The following is a 25,702-nucleotide window of genomic DNA, read 5'->3' on the forward strand; positions in this document are numbered from 1 at the left end:
CCGGTTTGGTCATGTCCGGTCGCGCCGCTATTCTTGTGAAGTTCCCACGCGAGTTCCGGTCATTGCCGTGCGCCCGCATCCCGGGAACAAGAAGATTCTTATCGACCAACTTCAGGAGATCACCGTGGCTGCCACCTGCGACGTCTGCGGCAAGGGACCCGGCTTCGGTCACAACGTCTCGCACTCGCAGCGCAAGACCAAGCGCCGCTGGAACCCGAACATCCAGCGCGTTCGCGCGCTCGTGGGCGACGCCGGCGTGACCCCGAAGCGTCTCAATGTCTGCACTTCCTGCCTGAAGGCCGGCAAGGTCACCCGCTGACCCCCGCCTTCTCGCACTGAATCAGCCGACCCCTCGGGGTCGGCTTTTTCGTGCCCGTCAACTCAACCACGTGTCGTGACGGCTAACCGGCGAAGTGGTCCCAACCGCCGCCCTGCTGGGCGCGCCCGTCGAGCGTGACGTCGCCACCTTCGACCACCTCGCCGATCGGGTACCAGTCGTCCGGCACCTTTCCCCGCGGGAAGGTCGCCAGGAGGGTGTGCTCCTCTCCCCCGGTCAGCACGCACGACCACGCGTCCTCGCCGAGCGCGATCAGGTGATTGACCAACGGACGCAGCAGTGCGCTGTCGAGATCGAGCCGGACGCCGGACGCCGTGGCGATTCGTCGGCCGTCACGGACCAAGCCGTCGCTGACATCCATCATCGAGGTCGCCCCGGCTCGCGCAGCCTGGGGACCTGCGGCCAGGCGAGCGACCGGGCGACGGTGGAAGTCGACGAGTTCGGGGGCATGGTCCACATCGCCACGCTGCAACAGTCGCAGTCCGGCGTCGGACCGGCCGAGCAAGTCGCTCACCGCGACCACATCACCCACCCGTGCCCCGTCGCGGCGGACAGCCGGCACGTCCCGCAACTCCCCCAGCGCCGTGATGCTGACCATGCGGACACCGTCGGGAGCCGAGCTCAGATCGCCGCCGAGAACAGCGACATTCTCGGCGCGGCAGGCGTCCGCGATTCCTTCGTTGAGCGCGCGGCACCACTCGATCGTCGTGTCACGTCCCGCGATAAGGGAGACCACGACACCAGTGGAGGTACCGCCCATCGCGGCGATGTCGGCGAGATTCTGGACGACGACCTTGTGACCCACCTCGTGCCCGCTGCTCCAGGCGTCCAGCCAGTCACGTCCGAGCACCATGGAATCGGTGGTGACGAGTACCGACCCGGTCGGTACCCGAAGCAACGCTGTGTCATCCCCGACGCCGATCATCACCTCGTCCCGGGTGGGCAGGGTCGCAAAGATGGTGGCGAGCAGTTCCTCCTCACTCGTCTCAGCGAGCGTGCGTCCACCTGCCGGGATCATTTCGGCCCTCTCCGTCGTCGGCTCAGGTCGCACGGTAGCGTCATGGCGACAGACCGAGGCTGCCCGGTAGGGCATCGATCGAGCGGGAGAACCATGGTCCAGGCGTACATCTTGATCCAGTGCGAGGTCGGCAAGGCGCACGCGGTCGCCACCGCGGTCGCGCAGATCAACGGCGTCACGATGGCCGAGGACGTCACCGGTCCCTATGACGTCATCGCCCGGCTCGAGGCCGAGAACGTCGACGAACTCGGCAAGCTCGTCATCGCCCGCATCCAGGAAGTGCCCGGCATCACCCGCACCCTCACGTGCACCGTCGTCAAGGTCTGAGGCTCCTCGCCGCGTCGAGCGCGGCGACATTCCTGCTCACCGCCTGCGGTTCGTCCGAAGTGTCGGTCACCAAAGCCGAGAAGGCTGCGAATCCGTTGTGCGCCAAGGTTGCCCAGCACTGGCCTCAGAAGGTGGCCGGTCAGGAACAACGCGACGTCTCGACCTCCGGCGGTACCGAGGCCGCTTGGGGTGACCCCGCGATCATCGCCCGCTGTGGGGTCACCTCGCCGGGGGCCGACGAGCACTGTGTCGACGCGAACGGCGTCGACTGGGTGTACAGCGAACTGTCGGACGGTGCGGGCTTCGTCACGTTCGGACGTGAACCGGCGATCCAGGTGCTGGTGCCGTCCGACTACGCCGGGGACGCGATCGGCGCCTTCGCTGCGGCGGCGAAGCAGATCCCGCAGGGCAACAGGAAGTGCAGCTGACCGCTCAGCCGGCCAGTTGCCGGTAACGCCGCATCCACGCTCGAGCGACATCGGCCGCATCGGGAAGTTCAGCCGCTCGACGAATTCCACTGGCGCGCAGCGAATCTGCGAGAGCATCATCGGCGAGCACCCGCCCGAGAGCCTCCGCGAGCGTAGCCGCGTCACCCACCGGCACCAGGACGCCGGCGGAACCGACCAGGTCGGGAAGGCCACCGGTGTCGGTCACGACGCACGGCAAACCGCCGGCAAGTGCCTCCTGGACGACCAGCGAGCGAGCCTCCCACCGGCTCGGCAACGCGAGCACCGACGAGGCGGCGATGAAGCGCGGCACCTCGCGGCTCGCGCCGATGAGGTGCACCGGCAGACGCTCCGCCGAAATCCGTTGCGAGAGATACTCGGTCAGCTGCGTGTCGCCATCACCGACGATGACGAACGAGACGTTGTGATCCTTCATCCGGGCGGCGGCGTCGAGCAGTACCGGCAGGTCCTTCTGCGGTGCGATACGGCTGACGGTGAGCACCCACGCCCGATCGCCCGGAAGGCCGTACATCTGCGCGAGGTCCGCCTTGACCATCGCCGGGTCGCCCTGCCACGGGGTCAGATCCGGCGCCGCGACCTCGCTGAGCCGAGCGTCTGCACCGAGTGAGCGCGCACGCTCCACCAGGTCACTGCTCGCCCCGGTGACCAACTGCGCACCGGCGATCTGTAGACGCTCGACCGCGGCACCGACCGTGGCCCGAGGACCGGACCCGAGGAGTGCGTTGTGCCAGGTGATCACCAACGGTGGCCGACGTCGAAGCCCCTGCAGGGCCAATGCGGCCTGCAGTCCGGCCTGGTGACCGTGGGCGTGCACGATGTCGGCGCCCGCACACAACCGACGCAGAGCAGGCAACCCGGCCGGCAGTGAACGTCCGCTCCGCAGGACCGGCCGCAGGACAACGGAATCCGGCAACGAACCGTCGAGCCTGCCGGCACTGCCAAAAGTGGTCGCGATCGTCACCGGCGAACCCGCGGCGGAGAGTTCGCAAGCGAGGCTCGCCACGTGGCCGGCGATGCCGCCGCTCGCCTCCGCCATCACCAGCAGGACGCGCGGACCGGTCATCGGCGGATCAGCGCAGTCCGACGCGACGGTGCAGCGCGAGTTCGATCAGCTCGGTGATCAGGCTCTGGTAGTCGACACCCTCGGCGTCCCACACCCGCGGGTACATCGACGACGGCGTGAAGCCGGGCATCGTGTTGATCTCGTTGAGGGTCAACGTGCCGTCGGGCGAGTAGAACCAGTCGACGCGGGCGAGCCCCTCGCAACCGGCGGCGTCGAAGGCGCGGATCGACTGCTCGCGGATTTCCTGCGCGACGGCGTCAGGCAGGTCTGCCGGGCAGGTGAGACGAGCGGAGTCGTCGAGGTACTTGGACTCGAAGTCGTAGAAAGCGTGCGTGCCCTCCGTCACGGTGATCTCGCCGATCCGCGAGGCACGGGGCAGGTCGCTTCCGCGACCTTCGAGGATGCCGCACTCGACCTCGCGGCCGTCGATCGCGGCCTCGACGAGCACCTTCGGGTCGAACCGGCGGGCCTCCTCGATGGCGGCTTCGAGCTGTTCCTGGGAGTCGACGCGGCTGACGCCGACACTGCTACCCGCGCGGGCCGGCTTGACGAACACCGGCCGGCCGAGCGCAGCGACCGGCTCCATGCACGCCGCCTTGTCGCGTTGCCACTCCTTGTCGGTGATCAGCACGTACGGGCCGACCGGCAGCCCGGCGGCACGGAAGACGACCTTCATCAGGTGCTTGTCCATCATCACTGCGGACGCCGACACCCCTGATCCGACATAACGCATGTCGGACAGTTCCATGAGGCCCTGGATGGTTCCGTCCTCACCGAACGGGCCGTGCAGCAGCGGGAAGACGACGTCGACGTCCCCCAGTTCGCGCGGCACGTCACCGGGTTCGCGCACAGTCAGCCCGCGACTCGCCGGATCGGTGCTGATCAACACCTCACTCGTGCCTTGCACGGACGGCGTGTGAGTTGCGGTGAGCTGCAACGGTTCAGGGTCGTCCGCCATCAGCACCCAACGGCCTTCGGCGGTGATGCCGATGGGCAGCACGTCGAACTTTGCGCGGTCGATGGACCGCAGCACGCTGGCAGCTGTCGCGCACGACACGACGTGCTCGGCGGAACGACCACCGAACACGAGGGCAACGACCGGCTTGCGATCGGTGGGCGCGTCGGTCGGCTGGGCTTCGGGCGCAGGCTGGGTACTCATCGCGCAGCAGCCTAGCCCGCGGACCGCCGCTCGCACGGAAGGCGCCGTCTGGGACGCTTTCGCCCATGAGCCAGCCGCACTCCCCCGCCACTCTGGTCGTCGGTCTCGGTCGCCCCGAGCGCACGCCGGGCGCTTCGGTCGGTCCGTCCGTCGAGTTCACCTCCACCTTCGTGCGGGGAGGCGACAACGCGTACGCCCGGTTCGGCAACCCGACGTGGAGCGCCTTCGAGGAGGCCATCGGCACACTCGAGGGTGGTTCGGCCCTCGCGTTCGCCAGTGGGATGGCGGCCGTGCGTGCCGCCGTCGATCTGGTTGCTCAGGGTGGAAGCGTCCTGGTGCCGCAGCACTGCTACAACGGCACGACCTCGCTGCTGCAGCAGCTGGAGGACGCCGGACGGCTCAGCGTGCGACGAGCCGACATCGCCGACACCTCGGCATACATCGACGCGATGGACCACGTCTCCATGGTGTGGTTGGAGTCGCCGACCAACCCGATGTTGGAGGTTGCCGAGCTGCCCGCCTTGATCAAGGCAGCCCGCGAGTCGGGTGTGATCACGGTGTGCGACAACACGTTCGCCACCCCCCTGCTGCAGAAGCCGCTCGAGCTGGGCGCGGACCTCGTCGTCCACTCCGCCACGAAGTATCTGTCCGGCCACTCCGACCTACTGCTCGGCGTGACGGTCACCACGAATCCCGAACTGCAGCAACGACTCCTGACTTCCCGGACACTCGGGGGCGCCATCGCGGGCCCGATGGAGGCCTGGCTCGCGTTACGCGGTTTGCGCACCCTGCACGTGCGCTTCGAGCGCGCGTGCGACAACGCGGCGCAACTCGCGACCCGCCTCGCCGAGCACCCCGTCGTCGAACGGGTTCGCTACCCCGGCTTCGGAGCGATGATCGCCATCGAGGTACGCGGTGATGCAGCGGCAGCGGAGAAGGTCGAGCAACAGGTCGAGGTCTGGCTGCCGGCGACCAGCCTCGGCGGCGTCGAGTCGATGGTCGAACGGCGCCGCCGGCACGCGTCCGAGCCGGTCACTGTCCCTCCGCAGTTGCTCCGCCTTTCGGTCGGCATCGAGGACGTCGAGGACCTCTGGGAGGACCTGGATCAGGCACTCAGCTCGTCTCGAGCTTCCTAGCGCGCGACATCAGCGCCGCCACGACCTCGCGGGTGCTGCGTCCCTCGTAGACGACGGCTTCGACGTTCTCCACGATCGGCACCTCGACGTCGAGCGATCGGGCGAGGTCGAGGATCGACTTACACGACTTCACGCCCTCCGCGACCTGTTTGGTGGCGGCGATCGTCTCCTGCAGCGTCTTGCCCTGCCCGAGTGCGTAACCGAAGGTTCGGTTGCGGGACAACGGCGAGGCACAGGTCGCCATCAGGTCACCCACTCCGGCGAGACCCAGGAAGGTCTGGGGATCGGCGCCCAACGCCGTGCCCAGACGGGCCGTCTCGGCGAGACCGCGCGTGATGAGGCTGGCAAGAGTGTTGTCCCCCATGCCCATTCCGGACGCCATGCCGCACGCCAACGCGATGACGTTCTTCGTCGCTCCGGCGATCTCGGTGCCGATCACGTCGCCGCCGAGGTAGGGCCGGAAGTACGGCGTGGCGCAGGCTTCGGCGACGCGAGCACGCATCCGCGGACTGGTGGACGCGACCACGGACGCTGCGGGCTGCCGCTGCGCGATCTCCTTGGCGAGGTTGGGCCCGGACACGACGACGACGCGTGCCGGGTCGATGCCGGCCGCGTCGGTGATCACCTCACTCATCCGCTTGCCGGTGTCGAGCTCGATGCCCTTCATCAAGGACACGACGGCCGCGTCCTCACCGATGTGGTCACCCCACCGGCCGAGGTTCTCGCGCAGACTCTGCGACGGCACCGCGAGCACGACGATTTGCGCACCGTCCGTCGCCTCGACGACATCGCTGGTAGCCCGGATGTTCTGGGGCAGAACGAGATCCGGCAGGTAGTCGACGTTCATGCGGTCGGCGTTGATGGCCGCGGCGAGCTCGGGTCGACGAGCCCACAGCATCACGTCCTGCCCGGCTTCCGCCATCACGAGGGAGAAAGCGGTACCCCAGCTTCCACTGCCCAGAACTGCGACGCGGGTCATCAGTGTTCTCCGTTCATGTCGTTCGACCGATCAGGTGCAACCTCACCACGTGCACGCTCGAGTTGCACGGTGATCGCGTCCATCAGGCGGGCAGTCGCTTCGCGAAGCACCCCGCCGGTCATCGGAACGCCGCGCAGATCGTCGAGGTCGACGGCCGCCCCGGCATAGACCTTGATCGTCTTGCGAGGCAGCGGTTTCGGCGTGACACCGCGGTAGGGGAACAGGACGTCCTGGGTGCCCCACATCCCGATCGGGATCAGCGGGCAGCCGGTCGACAAGGCGATTCGCGCCGCCCCGGTCTTACCGGGCATCGGCCACAGATCCTCGTGCCGGGTCAGGGTGCCCTCCGGCATTACGCAGATGCAGTCGCCGCGCTCGATCGCGTCCAGTGCCGCCTCGTAGGCCTGCACCGCCTGCGCGGACCCGCGCACGACCGGAATCTGTCCGGTGCCCGTCATCACCCGCTTGACCCCGGGCATACCGAACAGCGCCGACTTCGCGAGGTAACGGGGCGCCCGACCCTGGCTGATCAGGAACTGCGCCAGGGTGAAGCCGTCCAGGTAGGAGATGTGGTTCGCGGCGGCGACGAAACCACCGCTCTTCGGGATGTGCTCGCCGCCCTGCCAGTCGTGACGCCAGGTGCGCAGGAGCACCGGCCACAGCCCCTTGACGATGTTCTCGTACATCGGCGGGATGTCCTCACTGATCGTGGGATGCGCCACCGGACCTCCTCGTCTGCGTGCCTGCTTGCGTGTGCGACCACATCTTCGTGGGCGTGGACGTCGATGTCGACCGGTTGGGGGCATGCATCAGGGGTCGACGTAACCAACGGCACCATCTGGGACGATGGGAGGCGTGAGCCCCACTTTGACATCCACCTGGTTTCTGGTCCTGCCGGTGAAGAACACCGAACGGGGCAAGAGTCGGCTCACCCCGCCGGGCGGCGTGGCCCGCCGCGACCTCGCACTGGCGATGGCACTGGACACCATCGACGTGGTGCTGCAGGTCGTTCCGGCCGCTCAGATCGTGCTGGTGACCGACGACCCGATCGTGCGCACCAACGCCGAATCGATGGCGATCAACGTCGTCGACGACCCGGGACGAGGACTCAACCCGGCCATCGAACTCGGCCTCGCCAAGGTGGGCGAGATGGCCCCGGGTGCACCGGGAGCTGTCCTGCTCGCCGACCTTCCCGCGCTAACCCCAGACGCGCTCTACGAGGCGCTACGTGCCTGTGCCGCAACAGAATCCAGCATCGTCCCCGACGAATCCGGCGACGGGACGGTGCTGCTCACCCACCACGACGCCTCACGTCTCGTCCCCCGCTTCGGCACCGGTTCGGCCGCCCGGCACAGCCGCACCGCCAGCGTCCTGCGTCCCGACCTACCGCAGCTACGCACCGACGTCGACGACACCGAGGCACTCGGACGCGCCCGTCGTCTCGGCCTGGGGCCGCGGACCCGGGGGTTGCTCGACACCGCCCCCGAGGCAGGCTGAGGAGAGCCATGCAGGCCACCGTGCACCGCTTCGACCCCGACACCGCTTCGGGCAGCGTTCTGACCGACAACGGTCGCGAGATCGACTTCGGCGCAGCCGCATTCGCCAACACCTCACTGTTGCATCTGCGTCCGGGGCAACGGGTCAACATCGAGGTCGGCGCCTCCGGTATCAGCAGGATGTGGATCGAGGGCATCGGACCCGGTCAACGCATCCGCTGACCGACCGCAGACGACGGACCGGCCCCGCTCGCTTCGCGCGGGGCCGGTCTGTCGTTCGGTGCGACTACTTCTTGGCGGTCTTGCGCGTGGTCGCCTTGGTCGCGGTCTTCTTCGCCGAAGCCTTCTTGGCCGCGGCCTTCGTGGTGGTCTTCTTCGCCGAAGCCTTCTTGGCCGCCGCCTTGGTGGTGGCCGTGGTGCCGGCGGTGCCTGCCGACGCGCGACCGGCCGCGTTACCGGTCTTCGGCAGCGAGCTCGGCTTGGCGACGACGGCCTTGAAGCCGGTGCCCGGCTTGAACTTCGGGACGGCGGTCTTCTTGATCGGCACGGTGTCGCCGGTGCGCGGGTTACGGCCGGTGCGCGCTGCTCGGGTGACCTTCTCGAAGGTGCCGAAGCCGGTGATCGTGACCTTGTTGCCACGTGCCACCTCACGGATGATCGCGTCGAGGACGGCGTCGACAGCGTCGGTGGCCGCCTTCTTGCCGCCGAGTCGGGTCTCGATGGCGGTGATGAGATCTGCCTTGTTCACTACTGACACCCCTTCGGGTTTCGGGCGCTCCGGCGAACCGGTGGGCGTTCCTGTCCGATGCGCCGTCCGTTCTCGCACGGCTCACTACAGACGTTAGGACCCGCGAGACTCGCAGGCAACCATTCAGAGCACGCAATACGTTGCGCCACAAGGACATTCGGACGTCGACCCCGCTGCACGAGCAGCACGGTCCGAATACCTGAACGATCCAACGAACTGGCGAATTCTTCTGCACGACAACGAAACACGCCCCGATCCAAACGGATCGAGGCGTGAATCGTCGTTGCTGTCAGGGCACTTCGACAGTGGGCTTCCAACCCGGACGGGATGATTCGAATTCCTCGATGGCGTGCGCGTGTCGCAGCGTGAGGCTGATGTCGTCGAGTCCCTCGAGCAAACGCCAACGGGTGTAGTCGTCCACCTCGAACGCGAACGTGTGCTCGCCGGCGGTCACTGTGCGCTCGACGAGATCCACCGTGACCTGCGTGCCCGGCTCGTTCTCCAGCAGCTTCCACAGCAGTTCGATGTCGTCCTGCGCCAGCTGTGCGGTGAGCAGTCCGGCCTTGCCGGAGTTGCCGCGGAAGATGTCGGCGAACCGTGAGCTGAGCACGACCTTGAAGCCGTAGTCCATCAACGCCCAGACCGCATGTTCACGCGACGATCCGGTGCCGAAGTCGGATCCGGCCACCAGCACCGATCCTTGCGCGAAGGACGGATTGTTCAGCACGAAGCTCTCATCGTTCCGCCACGCGGCGAACAAGCCGTCCTCGAAACCAGTACGCGTCACGCGCTTGAGGTAGACAGCCGGAATGATCTGGTCGGTGTCGACATTGCTGCGGCGCAACGGAACTCCGACGCCGGTGTGAGTCGTGAACTTGTCCATCGTCACTCCTTCAGTTCAGGTCGGCCGGGCTCGACAGGGTGCCGCGGACAGCGGTCGCGGCGGCGACCAACGGACTCACCAGGTGCGTCCGACCGCCCTTGCCCTGGCGCCCTTCGAAGTTGCGGTTCGAGGTGGAAGCGCTGCGCTCCCCGGGGCTGAGCTGGTCGGGGTTCATGCCCAGACACATCGAGCAACCCGCGAGGCGCCACTCGGCACCGGCGTCCTGGAAGACCGCGTCCAGTCCCTCGGACTCTGCCTGCAGGCGGACCCTGGCCGAGCCGGGCACCACGAGCATCCGCACACCGTCGGCGACCTTGCGACCCTTGATGACGTCGGCCGCCGCACGCAGATCCTCGATGCGCCCGTTGGTGCAGGAACCGAGGAAGACCGTGTCCACCGCGATCTGCTTCAACGGCATGCCCGGGGTCAGCCCCATGTACTCGATCGCTTTCTCCGCCGCGAAGCGCTGGTTGTCGTCGCCGATGCGATCCGGTTCCGGAACGCTCGCCGTCAACGGCAACCCCTGACCCGGGTTCGTGCCCCAGGTGACGAACGGGGCCAGGTCGGCGGCGTCCAGATCCACGACCGCGTCGAACTCGGCGTCGTCGTCGGTGCGCAGTTCACGCCAGGCCTCGACCGCGGCGTCCCAGTCGTCACCCGACGGTGCCTTGTCCCGACCCTTGAGGTACTCGAACGTGATCTCGTCCGGCGCGATCATGCCGGCGCGTGCACCGGCCTCGATCGACATGTTGCACATGGTCATTCGCGCTTCCATCGACAACGAGCGGATTGCCGAGCCGCGGTACTCCAGCACATATCCCTGCCCGCCGCCGGTGCCGATTTTTGCGATGACGGCGAGAATGACGTCCTTGGCGGTGACGCCTTCGGTGAGTTCACCCTCGACGTTGATGGCCATCGTCTTGAAGGGTTTCAGCGGGAGGGTCTGTGTGGCCAGCACGTGCTCGACCTCACTGGTGCCGATGCCGAACGCGAGAGCACCGAACGCGCCGTGTGTCGAGGTGTGGCTGTCACCGCAGACGATCGTCATACCCGGCTGAGTCAGGCCCAGTTGCGGGCCGATGATGTGGACGATGCCCTGCTCGGCCGAACCCATCGGGTAGAGCTTGACGCCGAACTCCTCGCAGTTCGTGCGCAGAGTCTCGACCTGGGTGCGGCTGACGAGGTCGGTGATCGGGCCGGGGGTCGTCGGGACGTTGTGGTCCTCGGTCGCCAGCGAGAGGTCAGGCCGACGCACCGGACGGCCGGCGAGGCGAAGTCCGTCGAAGGCCTGCGGGCTGGTGACCTCGTGCAGGAGGTGCAGGTCGATGTAGAGCAGATCCGGCTCTCCTTCGGCACGTCGCACGACGTGCTGCTCCCACACCTTCTCAGCGAGTGTGCGCCCCATGACCCATCCTTCCTACCGACTTCGCGTCAGACTCGTACCAGTTGTGATCAGCACAATCGCCGACCGATTTTGCAAATGAACTTGCGTCTCGCTCAATGAGACGGCAATATCATTACATGGACAACTCTAGCGGTGTCGGTGTCCTTGACAAGGCCGCCGTCGTTCTTGCGGCTCTCGAGGCAGGTCCCTCGACCCTCGCGCAACTTGTTGCGCACACCGGACTCGCCCGCCCGACGGCGCATCGACTCGCCGTCGCGCTCGAGCATCACCGTCTCGTCGCCCGCGACCTGCAGGGACGCTTCATCCTCGGACCGCGCCTGGGTGAACTTGCCTCTGCCGCAGGTGAGGACCGCCTGCTCGCCGCAGCCGGACCTGTGCTCGGCGCCCTGCGCGACCACACCCACGAGAGCGCGCAGCTCTTTCGCCGCCAGGGCGACCAGCGTATCTGCGTCGCGGCCGCCGACCGCCCGATGGGTCTGCGCGACTCGATCCCGGTCGGAGCCACCTTGTCGATGGCCGCCGGCTCGGCCGCCCAGGTACTGCTCGCCTGGGAGGAGCCGGACCGGTTGCACCGAGGCCTGCAGGGCGCGAAGTTCTCGGCGACGATGCTCTCCGGGGTCCGCCGGCGCGGCTGGGCCCAGAGCGTCGGCGAACGCGAGCCGGGGGTCGCGTCCGTGTCGGCCCCGGTGCGCAGCCCGTCCGGACGCGTCATCGCGGCCGTGTCCATCTCGGGTCCGATCGAGCGCGTGTCCCGCCAGCCAGGACGCCTGCACGCGGCGACCGTCGTGGCCGGCGCGAACAAGCTGACCGAGATCCTCGCCCGGGCACACGCCGCACAGCGTCCGCGTCCGTCGTCCGACGTGGGCTGATTCGCGTCGCCCGGCGATCAGTCCTCGCCGGGTGCGCGCTGCGGGTTCTTCGGCGCAAGACTGGCCAGGTACGCAGCGATCGCAGCGTCGTCCAGGTGATGCGTCTCGCGCAGACCACGGGCGATGGTGTCGAGGTAACCCTGGCTCGGCGGGTTCAGCGGCGGCCGGTGGTCGACCGGGCAGGTGAAGGTGACGATCGGGAGATCGTCGAGTTCGTCGACGACCAGGAGCCGCTCGTAGCGATCCATACCGAGTTCGTGCACCCGGTGCTGCCACAGCGGTTCGAGATCGAGATCGTCGCCGACGGTCCGGTGCATCTCCTGTGCCACGAGGTCGGAGAACTGGGTGTGCGTGATCAGATAGGCGGTGGCCAGAGCACGTCCGACGACCTCCGGGTCGTAGAACGCCACTCCCCCGCCCCAGGTCGGCGACTCCCAGGCGAAGAACACCGATCCCGGTAGCTCGATCGGGCGGACATCGCGCGGCGGCGCGCAATCGCGGGAGCCTTCGTGTACGCGCTGCGCGTCACGTGGCCGGCCGCCTTCGAGATAGTGCGAGAAACGCTCGGCGGACAGGTTGGAACCGTACGCCGCGTACCAGACGAGTTCATCGTTCACGACCGACGAGGTTACCGAGACAAATCCGCGGAAATGGCGAAACCCCCTGCAATGCAGGGGGTTTCGGCTACTTGTAGCCCCGACGGGATTCGAACCCGCGCTACCGCCTTGAGAGGGCGGCGTGCTAGGCCGCTACACAACGGGGCCGCACTTCGCGCCACTTGGCACGTGGAGGAACTTTACCGGAACGGCGCCGTTTCTCCGAATCGAGAACTGCTTCTCGAAAGCTGGGGTACCAGGACTCGAACCTAGACTAACTGAACCAGAATCAGTCGTGCTGCCAATTACACCATACCCCAAGGGGGTATCGACCTACTCGCACGTCCGGGCATTCAGCACGAACCTTCGAGTGGGGCGAACCGAGGAGCAACAGTACCGGAGCAGCGCGCCTTGCCCAAATCCGGGACGTCCCACATGCCTTCGGATCGCCACACCACTTCCCGCCGGCCGCACCGCGACCATCAGCTCGTGCGAAGCGCACCCGACGGAGTCGCACGACCACATACCCACCGGCTGGTCCTAGCGATCTGCACAGGGCTCGCCGACGCCGCCATTCCTAGCGTTTGAGCATGGAAACCGACGTGTCCTCGCGCCCTCTGCCCGGCAAGGTGCGCGGCACCACACCGAACGGCCGCCGTCGTCACCCCCACACATTCGCTCGGACGTGGGACTGGGCAGGTGTCCACTCAAACGCACGCAGGGAAAGTGACTCAGAGCTCGTCGCGCAACAGCTTCAACCGGTTCATCGTCGAGGCCTTGCCGAGGATCTCCATCGACTCGAACAGCGGCGGCGAGATCTTCTGGCCCGAGACAGCGGTACGCAGCGGCCCGAAAGCCAGGCGCGGCTTCACCCCGAGCCCCTCGACGATTGCCTCACGCAGTTCCTTCTCGATGCGCTCAGCGGTCCACTCGACGCCGTCGCCGAGCGCATCGCCGAGCGAACCACTGATCGGCTCCAGTGCATCGATCGCGGCGGACAGCACCTCCTTGGCGTTGTCCTTGAGGTCCTTGCGCGCGTCCTCGGAGATCTCAAGGTCGTCGTCCGGCACGTAGAACGGCTTCACCAGAGGCGTCGCCTCCGATAGCAGGACGATGCGCGTCTGGACGAGTTCGGCGACCCGCTGCAGGCGTCCGAGTTCGGGCAGCGACGGGTGCGCGTCGAGCACCCCGTCGGCGTGCAGGAACGGCAGCAGACGCGACGCGAAGTCGCCCACCTCGAGTTCGCGGATGTAGTGACCGTTCAACCAGTTCAACTTCTCCAGGTTGAAGATCGCGCCGGCCGGGTTGATCTTGCTCCAGTCGAAGCGCTCGACGAATTCCTCGAAGGTGAAGATCTCGCGCTCCGTGCCGTCTGCCTCGATGACCGGCGGGTGACCCTGCAACGCAAGGAAATTGACGAGCGCCTCGGGCAGGTAACCCTGCTCCTTGAACCAGGTGAGGCGAGCCCACGGGTTCTTCCGCTTGGAGATCTTGGCCTTCTTCTCGTCCCGCAGCAGCGGCATGTGCGCAAACTTCGGTGCCTCCCATCCCAGCCACTTGAACAGCAGCAGGTGCTTGGGGGTGCTGGAGATCCATTCCTGGCCGCGCACCACGTGCGTGATCTTCATCAGGTGGTCGTCGACGACCACGGCCAAGTGGTACGTGGGGAATCCGTCGGCCTTGAGGATCACCTGGTCGTCGGGCTTGGGCGCACTGGTGCGGCCCAGGATGAGGTCGTCGAAGGTGAGCTCGACATCATCGGGCACGAACATCCGGACGACCGGCGTCGAGTTGAAGCCCGGCAGTTCGGCGCGCTCTTCCTCGGTCTTGCCGTAGCAGAGGCGGTCGTAGCCGGTGGGCTGCTTCAGCTTCTGCTGACGCTCGCGCATCTCGGCGAGCCGCTCGGAGGAGCACCAGCAGTAGTACGCCTTGCCGTCGGCGAGCAGCTGCTCGACGTACGGCTTGTAGGTGTCCAGGCGCTCGGACTGGCGGTAGGGCCCGTAGGGGCCGCCCTTGTCGGGGCCTTCGTCCCAGGTGAGGTCGAGCCAGTGCAGCGTGTCGTACAACTGCTGCTCGCTGTCCTCACGGAAGCGGGCGCGGTCGGTGTCCTCGATCCGCAGGATGAACTGGCCGCCCTGCCGGCGCGCGAACGCGAGGTCGAACATCGCCATGTAGGCGGTGCCGACGTGCGGGTCACCGGTGGGCGACGGGGCCACACGCAGGCGGACAGGACCGGTTTCGGAATGCTTCGTCATGGTGAGCGCCATTCTAGGCGGCTACCCGCCCCTTCGACCTCAGCCGGCGGTGCGCGCTGCTTCGAACATCGAGTCGGGCGCGAGCACGGCGATGACGGTGCCGGTCGCGCACATCTCGCCGTCCGCGGCGAGGGTGATGTCGACGACCACCTTGCGCTCCTTCACCTGCGTCGGGGTACCACGCAGTTCGAGCTCGACCCCCATCGGTGTCGGTCCGCTCGCACATGGTGCTCCTTGGGTCAGTCGACGAGCGCGAGCGAGATGGTCTCCTGCAACCAGGTGAGAAACTCGTAGTAGTACATAAGGGTCAGCCTCGGTTCTTCCAACGCCTGCTCGGAATCGAGGTCGGCGTGCAGTTTGAGGCTGTCCTCGTCGGTGCGCAGACCGAGCCGCTCCCCCAGCGCAAGGCGGACGTCCGCGAGCGCCATCATCAACGTGACCGCGTCGCCCTCGGTGAGTTCGATGCGTGACTCGCGCTCGCAGACACCGGAGAGCAGGTCGATGGCGGCGGTCAGCTTTCGGGTCTTCTGCTCGCGCAGGTTGCGTTCGGTCGCGGCACGGAACTCGGCGCTGGCCTCGGGGTCGTCCCGGTGCCCGTCGGGCAGGATGCGGCGGACGACGGGGTCCCGTCCGGCCACCTCTCGAGGGTCGTACTCGTCACCGAGACCGGCCACCAGGTCGGTGAACGGGTCGCCCGTCTTCTCTGTCTCCTCGGGGGCGACCAGTTCGCGGGTCTGGTCGAGCAGGTCGATGACGACGCTGCGCTCGATGCGGTCCAGGACGCCGACGAACTTCTTCCCCTTGCGGACGAACGCCTGTGCCATCACTCGTCCTTCTGGAAGGTCGCCCACAGCGAATACCCGTGCATCGCAGCGGTATCGGTCTCCATCCGCTCACGCGTGCCGTGCGAGACGACGGCGCGGCCCTCGTGGTGCACGGCCATCATCAGTTGCTCGGACTTCTCCTTGGAGTAGCCGAAGTAGGTCTGGAACACCCAGGTCACGTAGGACATCAGGTTGACCGGGTCGTTCCAGACGATGGTCACCCAGGGTTTGTCGATTTCTGTGCCGAAGTCGATCTCGACGACCTCTTCGACCTCGGGAGGAGCCACGGACACGCCTACCACCATAGGGTGAACCGCGTGACCACGGAAAAGGATGTCGCCGCTGCTGCGAGCACGGCCCTGCTGACCGACCACTACGAGCTCACGATGCTTCAGGCCACCCTGAAGAGCGGTGCCGCACACCGTCGGAGCATCTTCGAGGTGTTCGCCCGACGCCTGCCGGACGGTCGCCGTTACGGCGTCGTCGGCGGCACCGGTCGCGTCCTGGACGTCATCGAGCAGTTCCGGTTCGGGGATGCCGAACTCGAGCACCTGCGCCGCACGAAGGTCGTCGACGAGCCGACGTTGGAGTGGTTGGCGAACTACCAGTTCAAGGGCAACACCTGGGGCTATGCCGAGGGCGAGACCTTCTTCCCCGGCTCTCCTGTCTTCGTCGTGGAATCGACCTTCGCCGAGGGCGTCATCCTCGAGACACTCGTGTTGTCGATCATGAATCACGACAGTGCAATTGCCGCTGCAGCCTCCCGCATGACCGCTGCGGCCGACGGACGCCCTTGCATCGAGATGGGCTCTCGCCGCACCCACGAATGGTCTGCCGTCGCTGCTGCCCGCGCGGCGTACATCGCAGGGTTCGGCACCACCTCCAACCTCGAGGCCGGACGCAGTTACGGCGTTCCCACCAAGGGCACCGCCGCACACGCGTTCACCCTCGTGCACGACAACGAACGTGAGGCCTTCCAGGCGCAGGTCGACTCCCTCGGCAAGGACACCACGCTATTGGTCGACACCTACGACGTCACCAACGCGGTGAACATCGCCGTGCAGGTGGCCGGCACCGAGCTCGGCGGTGTCCGCCTCGACTCCGGCGACCTGCTCGTGCAGGCCCGCGAGGTACGCAAGCAGCTCGACGACCTCGGCGCGACCGACACCAAGATCGTGGTCACCTCCGACCTGGACGAGTACGCGATCTCCGCGTTGCAGGCGGGGCCCGTGGACGCGTACGGCGTCGGCACCTCGCTGGTCACCGGATCGGGCGCACCGACGGCGAGCATGGTCTACAAGTTGGTGCAGCGTGAGGACGACAACGGCCAGATGGTCGGCGTCGCCAAGGCCAGCAAGGACAAGAAGTCGGTCGCGGGTCGCAAGTACGCGATGCGCCGGCTGAACACGTCCGGGATCGCGGAGGCCGAGATCATCGGCATCGGTGAGATCCCCGACGGCGACTCCAACGACCGGCACCTGATGGTGGAGTTGTTCAAGGACGGTAGGCGCGTCGACCACTCCGGGATCGAGGAGGCTCGCAAGCGGCACGAGCAGTCACGGGCCGAGCTGCCCGCCAAAGCGCTGCAGATGTCTCGCGGCGAGGCCGTCATCCCGACGATCTATCAGGACGAGTCCGCACGCTCCTGAGATCGGCCGCACCGACGTCGGATGCGTTCGGCAGCAGAGGCGAATCCCAGCCAGGAGTACCGGTTGTTCGCGCAGCACCAACCGAGCTTCGGTGCGTCGCGGCGCTCGCGTCCGCCGAGGTGTTCCCGCGCACGCGGCGATGACGCAATACCCTCGTTGTCATGACTCGCGCGCTGATCATCGTCGACGTCCAGAACGACTTCTGTGAGGGTGGTTCGCTCGCCGTGGCGGGCGGCACCCAGGTCGCGTCCGAGATTGCCGAGTACGTCAGAGCTCAGGGCGACGACTACACGACGATCGTGGCGACGGCCGACTGGCACATCGACCCTGGCACCCATTGGTCCGACTCCCCCGACTTCGTCGACAGTTGGCCGGTGCACTGCGAGGTGGGCACGGCAGGAGCCGACTTCAGGCCGGAGGTGCTGCCCGCGATCGAGCGCACCGACCGCACGTTCCGCAAGGGAGAGTACGAAGCGGCCTACAGCGGGTTCGAGGGCAAGAGCGAGGACGACGGGGCACTTGTCGACTGGCTGCGTTCGCGCGAGGTCACATCCGTGGACGTATGCGGCATTGCCACCGACTTCTGCGTCAAGGCAACCGCACTGGATGCCAAGGCCGCCGGCTTCGACACCACCGTGCTGCTCGACCTCACCGCCGGCGTTTCATCCAGCACTACTGCGGACGCCTTGAGAGCGTTGCGCGACAACGAAGTCGGCCTGACCGGCACCCCCGTCGTCCGAAGCTGAACCCACCCGCCCCGGCCGCTGGTTCGGACAACCCGACACCACGTGGTCCCGTCCTCGTGTTTGTCACCGTGGTTTCGGCGCGGGCAACCTCGTCCCTCGGTTGTCCGGCTCAACCAGCGCGCGTTCGAACGAGAACACAACCGAGGACTAGCGCCCGATGGGTCCCCGGCGGCTCACCACGAAGGCCGCACCCGAACGGGTGCGGCCTTCGTGCTCACCGAGAATCGCTGCTATTCGGTGACGGTGATCGCGGTCGAGCCTGAGACCAGGCGCCAGTCGTCCGAGGCGAACAGCGCCGGGTCGATGACCTTGTTCGCGGTGACCCAGTCGATGAGCAACTGTCGGATCTCGACCTGCTGGTTGTAGATCACCGGCGCCGTGGTGACCCCCGGGAAGCTGCCGCCGCCGGAGGCGCGGTAGTTGTTGATCGCGATGACGAAGGTCGCTTCGTCGACCAACGGTTCTGCGCCGTACTCGAGGTTGCGGATGCGGTTGCCGGGAGCGGACGCGATGTCGATGTCGTAGGTGAGGCGCTCGTCCAGGCCGGCCATGATGTCGTAGTTGTAGTCGGGCGTGCCGCTCGGAGCCTGCGGCGTGGACGCGTTCGTGACCTGGTCGGCGGTGAACGGACCGGCGCCCGAGACCTGCTTGAAGTACTGAGCCGACGTCTCGAGATAGGCCCGAATCTGCTTGCCGGTCAACGTGATCGCCATCAGGGTGTTGTCGAAGATGTACAGGCCCGCGACGTCGCGGACGGTGACCTCACCGGCCGGAATGGCCGCAGCCTTGTTGAACGGGGCGGCGATCGACAGCACCGGCAGGTTCATGTAAGGCGTACCGACGAGCGCATCCTGCACCGCCTTTGCCTGCACGTAGTTGACGAAGTCGATCGCCGGTGTGTCCTCGTAGCGCGAGGTTGCCGCGGACATCGCGACCTTGCTGGTGCCGATCACACCGTTGACGTAGGCGAGCACCTTCTGGTGGGCTGGGCCGACGAGGGCAGCGACCTTCGGGTCTTCGGGAACAGTGTTGGCATTCAACAGAGTTGCCGACGACGACTGCACCTGCCACTGGCCGCGCACCTTCACCAGGTCAAGGTCCATGACCGTCACCCGCATGCCCCAGTACAGCGGCTCGGAGAGCAGGACCTGCTTGCCGGTCGCCTTGTTGGTGACGTACCGCTGCGGGATCTCCTTGTGTGCGTGCCCGACGAGGATCGCGTCGATGTCCGGCACTTCTTCGGCCAACACCGAGGACGCGTTCTCCAGGTAGGGCAACGCGTCACCCCAGGAGGACGAGGTGTCGGCACCGGAGTGGGCCGACACGATGACGACGTCCGCACCCGCACGCTTCACCTGCGGGATGACGACTTTGGCCTGCTCGACGATCCCGTTGAACCGCAGTTTGCCGTCGACGATCGCCTTGTCCCAGATAGACACACCGGGCGTCACCAGGCCGACGATGCCGACACGAATCGGCTTGTGCCCCTTCAGCTTCACCGTCTTGATGACATAACTTGGGTACACCGGACGACGGGTGTTCCAGTCGAGGGCGTTCGCGCAGAGCATCGGGAAGTTCACCTGGCGACGGAACTCGTCCAACGTGTCGAGTCCGTAGTTGAACTCGTGGTTACCCATCGCCGCGGCGTCGTACCCGATCTCGTTCATCGCCAACGCCATCGGGTGGGTCGACCCCTTGGTGATCGGGTCGATCTTCGCGTAGTAATACGCGAGCGGCGTTCCCTGGATCGTGTCACCCGCGTCGAGCGTGATGCAGGAGTCGGCGCCCCGCTCCTGCCGCATCGCCTTGATCAACGTCGAGCACTTGGCGGCGCCGATGTCGTTGTGGGTGCGGTCGTCGTACTCGGCGTTCTTGAAGTAGTCCCAGTTGAAGATGTTGCCGTGCAGGTCGGTGGTGCCGAGCACGGTGAGGCGGGCGCCGTTCGGCTTGGCCTGAGCGGACGGCGCGGACGCGGCGAACAAGCCGGCACCGCCGACCACCGCCACTCCGAGCATCTGACGGCGGGTGGTCTGCAACTTGTCGGACATGGTGCTCCAGGGTGTGCGGGCAGGGGTACCCATCGACGCTAGCCGCGCCTCACCGCCGGGAGAAGACCGGTCGGCAAAGCATGACGAACTGTTTACCTGCCGTTCGGACAAGAGTTGACCGGTCGGCGGTCGCACCTCATGGGGTCTCGATCGCGGCACTCGCCCCAGGGGGCTCGCACCTACTCGACCGGCGTATTGATCCGTCCGCCGATCCAACTCCAGGCATATTTGCCGTCGTCGACCGCCTGGCCGGCTTCTCCGAGTTCGAGCGGACGGAACGTGTCGACCATGACAGCGAGTTCGTCGAACGCTTCGACCCCGATCGACTTCTCGGTTGCACCCGGCTGCGGGCCGTGCGCGTGACCACCCGGGTGCAGCGAGATCGAACCCCTGCGGATCCCCGATCCCTTGCGCGCTTCGTAGTCGCCGTCGACGTAGAACATGACCTCGTCGCTGTCGACGTTCGAGTGGTAGTACGGCACCGGGATCGCCAAGGGGTGGTAGTCGACCTTGCGCGGCACGAAGTTGCAGATGACGAAGTTGTAGCCCTCGAACACCTGGTGGACGGGCGGCGGCTGGTGGACGCGTCCGGTGATCGGTTCGAAGTCGTCGACATTGAACGCGTACGGGTAGAGGCAGCCGTCCCAGCCGACGACGTCGAGCGGGTGGAAGGGATAGGTGTAGACGGTGCCGACGATGCCGGTCGAGCCGCGGTGCTTGATGTAGACCTCGGTGGACTCGGACGGTTCGGCGCCGAGGTCCTCGGCGAGCAGCGGCCCCTGCGGCCCGCGCAGGTCCCGCTCACAGAACGGCGCGTGCTCCAGCAGCTGACCGAACTTGGACAGGTAGCGCTTGGGCGGCGCGATGTGGGAGTTGGCTTCGATCGGGTAGGCGCGCAGCGGTTCGACGAAACCTTCGTCGCCCTCGGCCAGCGGGATCCAGCGGTGTGTGGTCGCCCGCGGGATCAGCATGTAGTCGCCCTGGCCGACCGTGAAAGCACCGAACACGGTCTCGACGCGGGCGCCACCGCGCTCGATGTACACGCATTCGTCACCGATGCCGTTGCGGTACCAGGGGCTCGGTGCATCGGCGACGACGTAGGAGATGCGCACGTCGGCGTTGCCGAGCACGAGCCGGCGACCGGTGACGACGTCGACGCCCTCCTGGTCGGGACCGAACAGGTCGTGCAGCTTGAGATGCCTCGGCAACAGCGGATGGTTCGGTGTGGTGCGCAGCGCGTCGGTCAGTGGCCAGTCGCGGGCATCGCTGATCGCCGACGGGATGTAGCGGTGATACAGCAACGAGGAATCGGAGGAGAACCCCTCCTCACCCATCAACTCCTCGTAGTAGAGGTCGCCGTCGGCGTTGCGGTGCTGGGTGTGCCGCTTCGGGGGCACCGAGCCCTGGGACCGGTAGAAAGCCACGTTGCTTCTCCCCTTCACTTCTCGCGAGGCCACAACACCGGAGCGAGGCCCGACCATGCGACCGATAATCGGACGCGACTGTTCTACTTTTCGCTACGAGCATTCAGTACGGTGTGACTCATGTCAACGCCGTCCCGCCGGTCGCAGTCTGCGTCGCCCCTCGCGTTGTTCGCCGGCCTCTTCGACGACGCCGCCGTCTTCCCGCCCGGTAGCTACCCCGTCGACGTCGCTCTGCAGCGCCGGTTCGAGCGCGCCGCGACGGTCGACGCGCGATACGTCGGCTCGTTCCTTGCACCACCGGCGCTGATCGACCGCATCCTGCAGGAGGTGCACCCGGTCACCGTCGTGGTCATCGGACGTCCGGGCGCCGACCTCGATGAGGTCCTTGGGTCGGCGGACGCCGTCGCGGAGGACTCGACGCACGCCCTCGCCGGCGTGCAGCTGGCCCGACAGGGCGGCTGGGAGAAGATCATCGGACTGGGCGTCCCGGTCGCCGTCGAACTACCCGCCGGCGATTATGAGCGCGGCCTGGATTCGCTTGTGCCGCACCGCTTTCAAGTGCTGGCCAAACTGCGCACCGGCGCGACGCCGAACAACGACGTCCCCTCCTGCGCCCAACTGGCGGCGTTCATTGTCGCCTGCCATGAGCGAGAGGTCTCGTTCAAGCTGACCGGCGGGATGCATCACGCGATCAGCCACGGCGCCGGCGACGAACGCGAGTTCGGTTTCCTCAACGTGCTCGCCGCCGTGAACGCCGTGCTCGACGGCGTCACCGCCGTCGACCTCGAAGCGATCCTCGACGAACGCGAGGCCGCCCGCGTGCTCGAACACGTCGGCCGGATCGACGATGGCCGCGCCCATGACGTCCGCAACCTGTTCCAGTCGTACGGCTGCTGCGACGTCGACGACCCCATCCGTGACCTTCGCACGCTCGGACTCATCGAGGAGAACCTGTGACCGACCTGCCCACCACCGAACTCTTCGGCCTGGACAACCTCCCCTACGGTGTCGCCACCAAGGCGTGCCACGCACCCCACGTGGTCGCCCGGCTGGGAGATCACGCCGTCGACCTGGCGGGCCTTGCGACCGACGCCGACGGAGCCGCCTGGATAGATGCGTGGTCGCAGCCGAACCTCAATGCCTTTGTTGCACAAGGACCTTCTTCCTGGGCGGCGGCACGAACCTGGTTGCAGGAAACGTTGCATGACCAGAGCCGGCGTGATGCCGTGCTGGCTCGGCTCCACCCCCTCGACGACCTGACCATGCAGTTGCCGATCGCGGTCGCCGACTACGTCGACTTCTACGCCAGCGAGAACCACGCCACGAATGTCGGACGCATCTTCCGACCCGACGGTGACGCGTTGACGCCCAACTGGAAGCACTTGCCGATCGGATATCACGGCCGCTCCGGAACCGTCGTGGTCAGCGGCACCGACATCGTCCGGCCGTGCGGTCAGCGCAAAGCCCCCACCGACACCGAACCGACGTTCGGCCCGAGCATCAGGCTCGACATCGAAGCCGAGCTCGGGTTCGTCGTCGGCGGCGACACGGCGGTCGGCAGCCCGGTGTCCATCGACGAGGCGAGCGACCACCTGTTCGGAGTCGGCTTGTTCAACGACTGGTCGGCACGCGACATCCAGGCCTGGGAGTACGTGCCGCTCGGCCCGTTCCTCGGCAAGTCGTTCGCGTCCTCGCTCGCTGCCTGGATCACCCCGATGGCGGCGCTCCGGGCGGCGAAAACGGCTCTGCCGAAACAGGATCCGCAACCGCTGCCGTACCTGCAGGGCGACGACCTCTTCGGACTCGACATCGCGATCGAGGTCGAGATCAACGGTCAGGTCGTGAGCCGTCCTCCGTACTCCACGATGTACTGGTCACCGACCCAGATGCTCGCGCACATGACGGTCAACGGCGCCGGCCTGCGCACCGGCGACTTGTTCGCCTCGGGCACGGTGTCGGGCGATGAGAAGGACGAGCGCGGCAGCTTCCTCGAACTTTCCTGGAGCGGCAAGGAGCCGTTCGCGCTCGCCGACGGATCGACCCGATCATTCCTCGAGGACGGCGACATCGTCACTTTGCGCGCGACCGCCCCGGGCACCGACGGCGCACGCATCGGCCTGGGCGAGGTCACCGGCAGGATCCTCCCGGCGCGCACCTGACCTCCCGACCGGCGGGCGTCGTGCCCGCGAGCCGAGAGCCGAGATCATGTGTCCGACAAACCGGTAACCCTGCATGGCGGTCGCGCGGGCGGGGGCGGCATCGGGATCCCCGGACTCTACGTGACCGGCGACCCCGGTGCTGTCGACGACAACGCCAAGGAAGGCACGCTCGGCGTCCGGCTCGGCCTGGGTTGGGCGAAGTCGCACTCCTTCTACACCGGCCAGTGCCCGGTGAGAAGTACAACCGCGGTCTGATGAAGATGATCCTCGCGGGCAAGGCCGATGTCGCGAAGGCCGTCAACGCGACGGTCATCTCCCTGGACGACGCCCCGCAGGGCTACTCCGATTTCGACCAAGGAGCCGCGAAGAAGTACGTCATCGACCCGCACGGTATGACGAAGTCCGCCTGATCGGCGGCAGGAACAGAGTCGGCGCACCCGGAGTGGGTGCGCCGATTCTGTTGCTGCTCAGTGATTTTCAGTACATGCGGTCGCCGGGTGGTGTCTGCTCCTCACTCGCACCACCGCGCTGCTTGCGCACCACATAGGTGCCGGGCCACGAGTCGTGGAAGGCCTGGTTCATGCGGTCGCTCAGCGGGCGCAGGTAGTCGACGATCTGGAAGATCGTCACCAGGAAGCTCAGCAACGGAACAGGGCCGACGATCGAGGTGAGTTGTTTGACCGCGAACCGGTAGACGGCGGCACCGAAGGTGGGCGGTTTGTCGTTCTCCTCCCGGCGCACCTTGATGCCCAGCAGCATCTTGCCGACGGTCTGCCCACGCCATACTGTCAGGGCCACCTCGTACACGAAGTAGACCGCGACGGCGACGAGTCCGACCTGCCAGGGGAAGTTGTAGAGCGCGTCCGGGGCGTCGGGTGTACCCCGGCCTTCGCGGGCAGCGTCCAGACTCTCGTTGAAGTAGGTGCGGACCACGTGCACCCAGTCCGACAACCAGGGCCAAGCCAGCGGCGCGGCGATCGCGGAGGTCAGGATGTTGTCGACAATGAATGCCAGCGCTCGACGCCAGAACGGTGCGAGTTCGGCGCCGTCCGGTGTGCGTGCCGTGGCGGACGCCGGCTGGAACCGGCCACGATACGGACCGTTCGGACTGCTCTGCTGCTGACCGGGCCGGTGCTGGCCCGGATGCGGGAGGTGCGGGTGCTGGTGGTGCTGGGGCACCTGCGGCGCCGCGCTGATGTGGGACTTCTCCAGGCCCGGCTTGACGCGGGGCATCGTCCGGTCGGTCCACAGGATTCCGTCCCAGTACCGCAGGGTGTCCGGGTCGTTCGGATCCGGATACCAGCCGGACGCACGTTCGCTCATGTCCGCATTGTGTCAACCGCCTCGGGCGGCGGCGACCACCGACCGCGTACCTCCCCCTGGGGAGGAGGCGAACAGCCGTGCTCAGTTGTCCCGCTGACGCGCTACGGCCAGGGCGATCTCGTCGTGGGTACGCAGCAGTTCCAGCGCGCTTCCCCAACGTTGCATCAGTTGGCGCGACTGCTCGCGAGTGGTGTCGTGCGGCGATTCGAACGCCATCACCCAGTGACGGCCGTGTTCGCGCAGGTGGTCGCCGACGTGTGCCCGCAGCGTCCGGCTGGTCAGCCCCGGAAAGCGGGCGGGGTCGGCCACGAGCGCCGCGGGGAGTGCGGGATTCACCGACGCGGGAGTGATGACATGTCGTTCGGTCGCCCAGCGGTACCCGATCATCGCGAACTGGACGCCCGTGTCGGCCACTCGCTGCCCGAGCGCGAACAGACCGTTCGCGTCCATCGGCTCGGCGCCGGCGTCGAGCAGCAACTCGCAACGCTCCATCACCCCGCCGGGCTCGGGCTGAATGGTGAGCGATCCGTGCCAGCCCTGGCCCTCGACGCAAAGGCTGGTCGACCCCTGCGACATCACCCGGGCGAGTTCGGTGACCGCCGCGACGTCCCATTCCGATTCCGGTGGCTCCATCAGTCCCGCGAACTCCGGCTTGCCGCGATCGAAGGCCGCGACCACCGACTCCGTCATCGTTCCGGGCGTGGCCCGGTCATAGGGGTGCAGCACCTCGGCGTCGAGCGCGAACACCCAGGCGCAGTCGCGTGGTTCACGCCACCCGGACGGCTTCTCCT

28 protein-coding genes, 2 tRNA genes and 2 pseudogenes are annotated in these 25,702 nt (G+C 66.9%); 12 read left to right on the forward strand and 20 right to left on the reverse strand.

What is annotated here, in order from left to right; translation table 11 throughout:
• Positions 1-124 precede the first annotated feature (124 nt).
• On the forward strand, positions 125-319 hold the full coding sequence (gene rpmB, locus EU513_RS09705) for a 50S ribosomal protein L28 (protein WP_129625701.1): 195 nt from the start codon (positions 125-127) through the stop codon (positions 317-319).
• An 82-nt stretch (positions 320-401) separates the two neighbouring features.
• On the opposite strand, the gene thiL is transcribed toward rpmB, so the two are convergent.
• On the reverse strand, positions 402-1,355 hold the full coding sequence (thiL, locus tag EU513_RS09710) for a thiamine-phosphate kinase (protein ID WP_129625702.1): 954 nt from the start codon (positions 1,353-1,355) through the stop codon (positions 402-404).
• A gap of 93 nt (positions 1,356-1,448) precedes the next feature.
• Between thiL and EU513_RS09715 the strand changes: the two genes are divergently transcribed.
• Both EU513_RS09715 and EU513_RS09720 read left to right on the forward strand, forming a co-directional pair.
• Entirely contained in the window at positions 1,449-1,682 is a 234-nt protein-coding gene (locus tag EU513_RS09715) for an Lrp/AsnC family transcriptional regulator (protein WP_129625703.1), read from the forward strand.
• Positions 1,661-2,110: a DUF3515 family protein gene (locus tag EU513_RS09720; protein ID WP_239701421.1), complete on the forward strand. Its 450-nt coding sequence runs from the start codon at positions 1,661-1,663 to the stop codon at positions 2,108-2,110. The genes EU513_RS09715 and EU513_RS09720 overlap by 22 nt, the downstream gene beginning before the upstream one ends.
• A gap of 4 nt (positions 2,111-2,114) precedes the next feature.
• Here EU513_RS09720 and EU513_RS09725 read toward each other — a convergent pair whose 3' ends face one another.
• Both EU513_RS09725 and EU513_RS09730 read right to left on the reverse strand, forming a co-directional pair.
• Positions 2,115-3,212, reverse strand: a complete 1,098-nt coding sequence (locus EU513_RS09725) for a glycosyltransferase family 4 protein (protein ID WP_129625704.1) — start codon at positions 3,210-3,212, stop codon at positions 2,115-2,117.
• Between the two features lie 7 nt (positions 3,213-3,219).
• Positions 3,220-4,371: a D-alanine--D-alanine ligase family protein gene (locus EU513_RS09730; RefSeq protein WP_129625705.1), complete on the reverse strand. Its 1,152-nt coding sequence runs from the start codon at positions 4,369-4,371 to the stop codon at positions 3,220-3,222.
• 65 nt (positions 4,372-4,436) lie between these two features.
• Between EU513_RS09730 and EU513_RS09735 the strand changes: the two genes are divergently transcribed.
• Positions 4,437-5,507 (forward strand): PLP-dependent aspartate aminotransferase family protein, encoded by a 1,071-nt coding sequence (locus EU513_RS09735; protein ID WP_129625706.1) that lies wholly within the window; start codon positions 4,437-4,439, stop codon positions 5,505-5,507.
• On the opposite strand, the gene EU513_RS09740 is transcribed toward EU513_RS09735, so the two are convergent.
• Positions 5,485-6,486, reverse strand: a complete 1,002-nt coding sequence (locus tag EU513_RS09740; protein ID WP_129625707.1) for an NAD(P)H-dependent glycerol-3-phosphate dehydrogenase — start codon at positions 6,484-6,486, stop codon at positions 5,485-5,487. The two genes, EU513_RS09735 and EU513_RS09740, sit on opposite strands and share 23 nt — an antisense overlap.
• On the reverse strand, positions 6,486-7,208 hold the full coding sequence (locus EU513_RS09745) for a 1-acyl-sn-glycerol-3-phosphate acyltransferase (protein WP_168990230.1): 723 nt from the start codon (positions 7,206-7,208) through the stop codon (positions 6,486-6,488). The genes EU513_RS09740 and EU513_RS09745 overlap by 1 nt, the downstream gene beginning before the upstream one ends.
• A gap of 133 nt (positions 7,209-7,341) precedes the next feature.
• On the opposite strand from EU513_RS09745, the gene cofC reads away from it, so the two are divergent.
• Together cofC and EU513_RS09755 are read left to right on the forward strand one after the other, a co-directional pair.
• On the forward strand, positions 7,342-7,983 hold the full coding sequence (gene cofC, locus EU513_RS09750) for a 2-phospho-L-lactate guanylyltransferase (RefSeq protein ID WP_168990231.1): 642 nt from the start codon (positions 7,342-7,344) through the stop codon (positions 7,981-7,983).
• Between the two features lie 8 nt (positions 7,984-7,991).
• On the forward strand, positions 7,992-8,204 hold the full coding sequence (locus EU513_RS09755; protein ID WP_129625710.1) for a hypothetical protein: 213 nt from the start codon (positions 7,992-7,994) through the stop codon (positions 8,202-8,204).
• 64 nt (positions 8,205-8,268) lie between these two features.
• On the opposite strand, the gene EU513_RS09760 is transcribed toward EU513_RS09755, so the two are convergent.
• From EU513_RS09760 to leuC, 3 genes are all read right to left on the reverse strand, one after another.
• Positions 8,269-8,730: an HU family DNA-binding protein gene (locus EU513_RS09760; protein ID WP_129625711.1), complete on the reverse strand. Its 462-nt coding sequence runs from the start codon at positions 8,728-8,730 to the stop codon at positions 8,269-8,271.
• 289 nt (positions 8,731-9,019) lie between these two features.
• Entirely contained in the window at positions 9,020-9,613 is a 594-nt protein-coding gene (leuD, locus tag EU513_RS09765) for a 3-isopropylmalate dehydratase small subunit (protein ID WP_129625712.1), read from the reverse strand.
• A 10-nt stretch (positions 9,614-9,623) separates the two neighbouring features.
• A complete protein-coding gene (gene leuC, locus EU513_RS09770) occupies positions 9,624-11,018 on the reverse strand; it encodes a 3-isopropylmalate dehydratase large subunit (RefSeq protein ID WP_129625713.1) in 1,395 nt (464 codons plus the stop codon).
• Between the two features lie 116 nt (positions 11,019-11,134).
• On the opposite strand from leuC, the gene EU513_RS09775 reads away from it, so the two are divergent.
• Entirely contained in the window at positions 11,135-11,887 is a 753-nt protein-coding gene (locus EU513_RS09775; RefSeq protein ID WP_129625714.1) for an IclR family transcriptional regulator, read from the forward strand.
• 17 nt (positions 11,888-11,904) lie between these two features.
• Here the strand turns inward: EU513_RS09775 and EU513_RS09780 are convergent, their stop codons facing one another.
• The 7 genes from EU513_RS09780 to clpS form a co-directional block, all read right to left on the reverse strand.
• Complete coding sequence (locus tag EU513_RS09780; protein WP_129625715.1) at positions 11,905-12,504, reverse strand: histone deacetylase; 600 nt, start codon at positions 12,502-12,504, stop codon at positions 11,905-11,907.
• Positions 12,505-12,578: 74 nt separating this feature from the next.
• Positions 12,579-12,651: transfer RNA gene (locus tag EU513_RS09785), tRNA-Glu, on the reverse strand.
• A gap of 80 nt (positions 12,652-12,731) precedes the next feature.
• A tRNA-Gln gene (locus EU513_RS09790) sits at positions 12,732-12,803 on the reverse strand.
• Positions 12,804-13,214: 411 nt separating this feature from the next.
• Entirely contained in the window at positions 13,215-14,738 is a 1,524-nt protein-coding gene (gltX, locus tag EU513_RS09795) for a glutamate--tRNA ligase (RefSeq protein ID WP_239701414.1), read from the reverse strand.
• A gap of 39 nt (positions 14,739-14,777) precedes the next feature.
• Positions 14,778-14,942, reverse strand: a complete 165-nt coding sequence (locus tag EU513_RS15900) for a hypothetical protein (protein ID WP_168990232.1) — start codon at positions 14,940-14,942, stop codon at positions 14,778-14,780.
• A gap of 35 nt (positions 14,943-14,977) precedes the next feature.
• The gene (locus tag EU513_RS09800) at positions 14,978-15,562 is read right to left on the reverse strand and encodes a DUF2017 family protein (RefSeq protein WP_129625717.1); all 585 of its coding nucleotides are present in this window, start codon (positions 15,560-15,562) and stop codon (positions 14,978-14,980) included.
• Positions 15,562-15,855: an ATP-dependent Clp protease adapter ClpS gene (clpS, locus tag EU513_RS16135; protein ID WP_239701412.1), complete on the reverse strand. Its 294-nt coding sequence runs from the start codon at positions 15,853-15,855 to the stop codon at positions 15,562-15,564. Before clpS ends, EU513_RS09800 begins: the two co-directional genes overlap by 1 nt.
• A gap of 24 nt (positions 15,856-15,879) precedes the next feature.
• Between clpS and EU513_RS09810 the strand changes: the two genes are divergently transcribed.
• A complete protein-coding gene (locus EU513_RS09810) occupies positions 15,880-17,211 on the forward strand; it encodes a nicotinate phosphoribosyltransferase (RefSeq protein WP_205744740.1) in 1,332 nt (443 codons plus the stop codon).
• Here EU513_RS09810 and EU513_RS16390 read toward each other — a convergent pair.
• Positions 17,187-17,489: a DUF5701 family protein gene (locus EU513_RS16390; RefSeq protein WP_240796018.1), complete on the reverse strand. Its 303-nt coding sequence runs from the start codon at positions 17,487-17,489 to the stop codon at positions 17,187-17,189. The genes EU513_RS09810 and EU513_RS16390 overlap by 25 nt on opposite strands.
• Between EU513_RS16390 and EU513_RS09815 the strand changes: the two genes are divergently transcribed.
• A complete protein-coding gene (locus EU513_RS09815) occupies positions 17,373-17,957 on the forward strand; it encodes an isochorismatase family protein (RefSeq protein ID WP_129625719.1) in 585 nt (194 codons plus the stop codon). The two genes, EU513_RS16390 and EU513_RS09815, sit on opposite strands and share 117 nt — an antisense overlap.
• 230 nt (positions 17,958-18,187) lie before the next feature.
• Here the strand turns inward: EU513_RS09815 and EU513_RS09820 are convergent, their stop codons facing one another.
• On the reverse strand, positions 18,188-20,005 hold the full coding sequence (locus tag EU513_RS09820; RefSeq protein ID WP_129625720.1) for a bifunctional UDP-sugar hydrolase/5'-nucleotidase: 1,818 nt from the start codon (positions 20,003-20,005) through the stop codon (positions 18,188-18,190).
• Positions 20,006-20,184: 179 nt separating this feature from the next.
• Positions 20,185-21,429: a homogentisate 1,2-dioxygenase gene (locus EU513_RS09825; RefSeq protein ID WP_129625721.1), complete on the reverse strand. Its 1,245-nt coding sequence runs from the start codon at positions 21,427-21,429 to the stop codon at positions 20,185-20,187.
• 120 nt (positions 21,430-21,549) lie between these two features.
• Between EU513_RS09825 and EU513_RS09830 the strand changes: the two genes are divergently transcribed.
• From EU513_RS09830 to EU513_RS09840, 3 genes and pseudogenes are all read left to right on the forward strand, one after another.
• The gene (locus tag EU513_RS09830; protein WP_129625722.1) at positions 21,550-22,386 is read left to right on the forward strand and encodes a hypothetical protein; all 837 of its coding nucleotides are present in this window, start codon (positions 21,550-21,552) and stop codon (positions 22,384-22,386) included.
• Positions 22,383-23,588, forward strand: coding sequence for a fumarylacetoacetase (gene fahA / locus EU513_RS09835; protein ID WP_129625723.1), 1,206 nt, complete (start codon positions 22,383-22,385; stop codon positions 23,586-23,588). Before EU513_RS09830 ends, fahA begins: the two co-directional genes overlap by 4 nt.
• Positions 23,589-23,678: 90 nt before the next feature.
• Positions 23,679-23,998, forward strand: a pseudogene (locus tag EU513_RS09840) (formaldehyde dehydrogenase, glutathione-independent); the annotation flags it as partial.
• 67 nt (positions 23,999-24,065) lie between these two features.
• Here EU513_RS09840 and EU513_RS09845 read toward each other — a convergent pair.
• Together EU513_RS09845 and EU513_RS15905 are read right to left on the reverse strand one after the other, a co-directional pair.
• Complete coding sequence (locus EU513_RS09845) at positions 24,066-24,911, reverse strand: RDD family protein (protein ID WP_129625724.1); 846 nt, start codon at positions 24,909-24,911, stop codon at positions 24,066-24,068.
• Positions 24,912-24,992: 81 nt separating this feature from the next.
• Positions 24,993-25,670 (reverse strand): annotated as a pseudogene (locus EU513_RS15905) (DUF6177 family protein); the annotation flags it as partial.
• Positions 25,671-25,702: the final 32 nt, after the last annotated feature.

Origin of the sequence: Yimella sp. RIT 621 (assembly GCF_004146205.1) — a bacterium.
Classification (GTDB): Bacteria; Actinomycetota; Actinomycetes; order Actinomycetales; family Dermatophilaceae; genus Yimella; species Yimella lutea.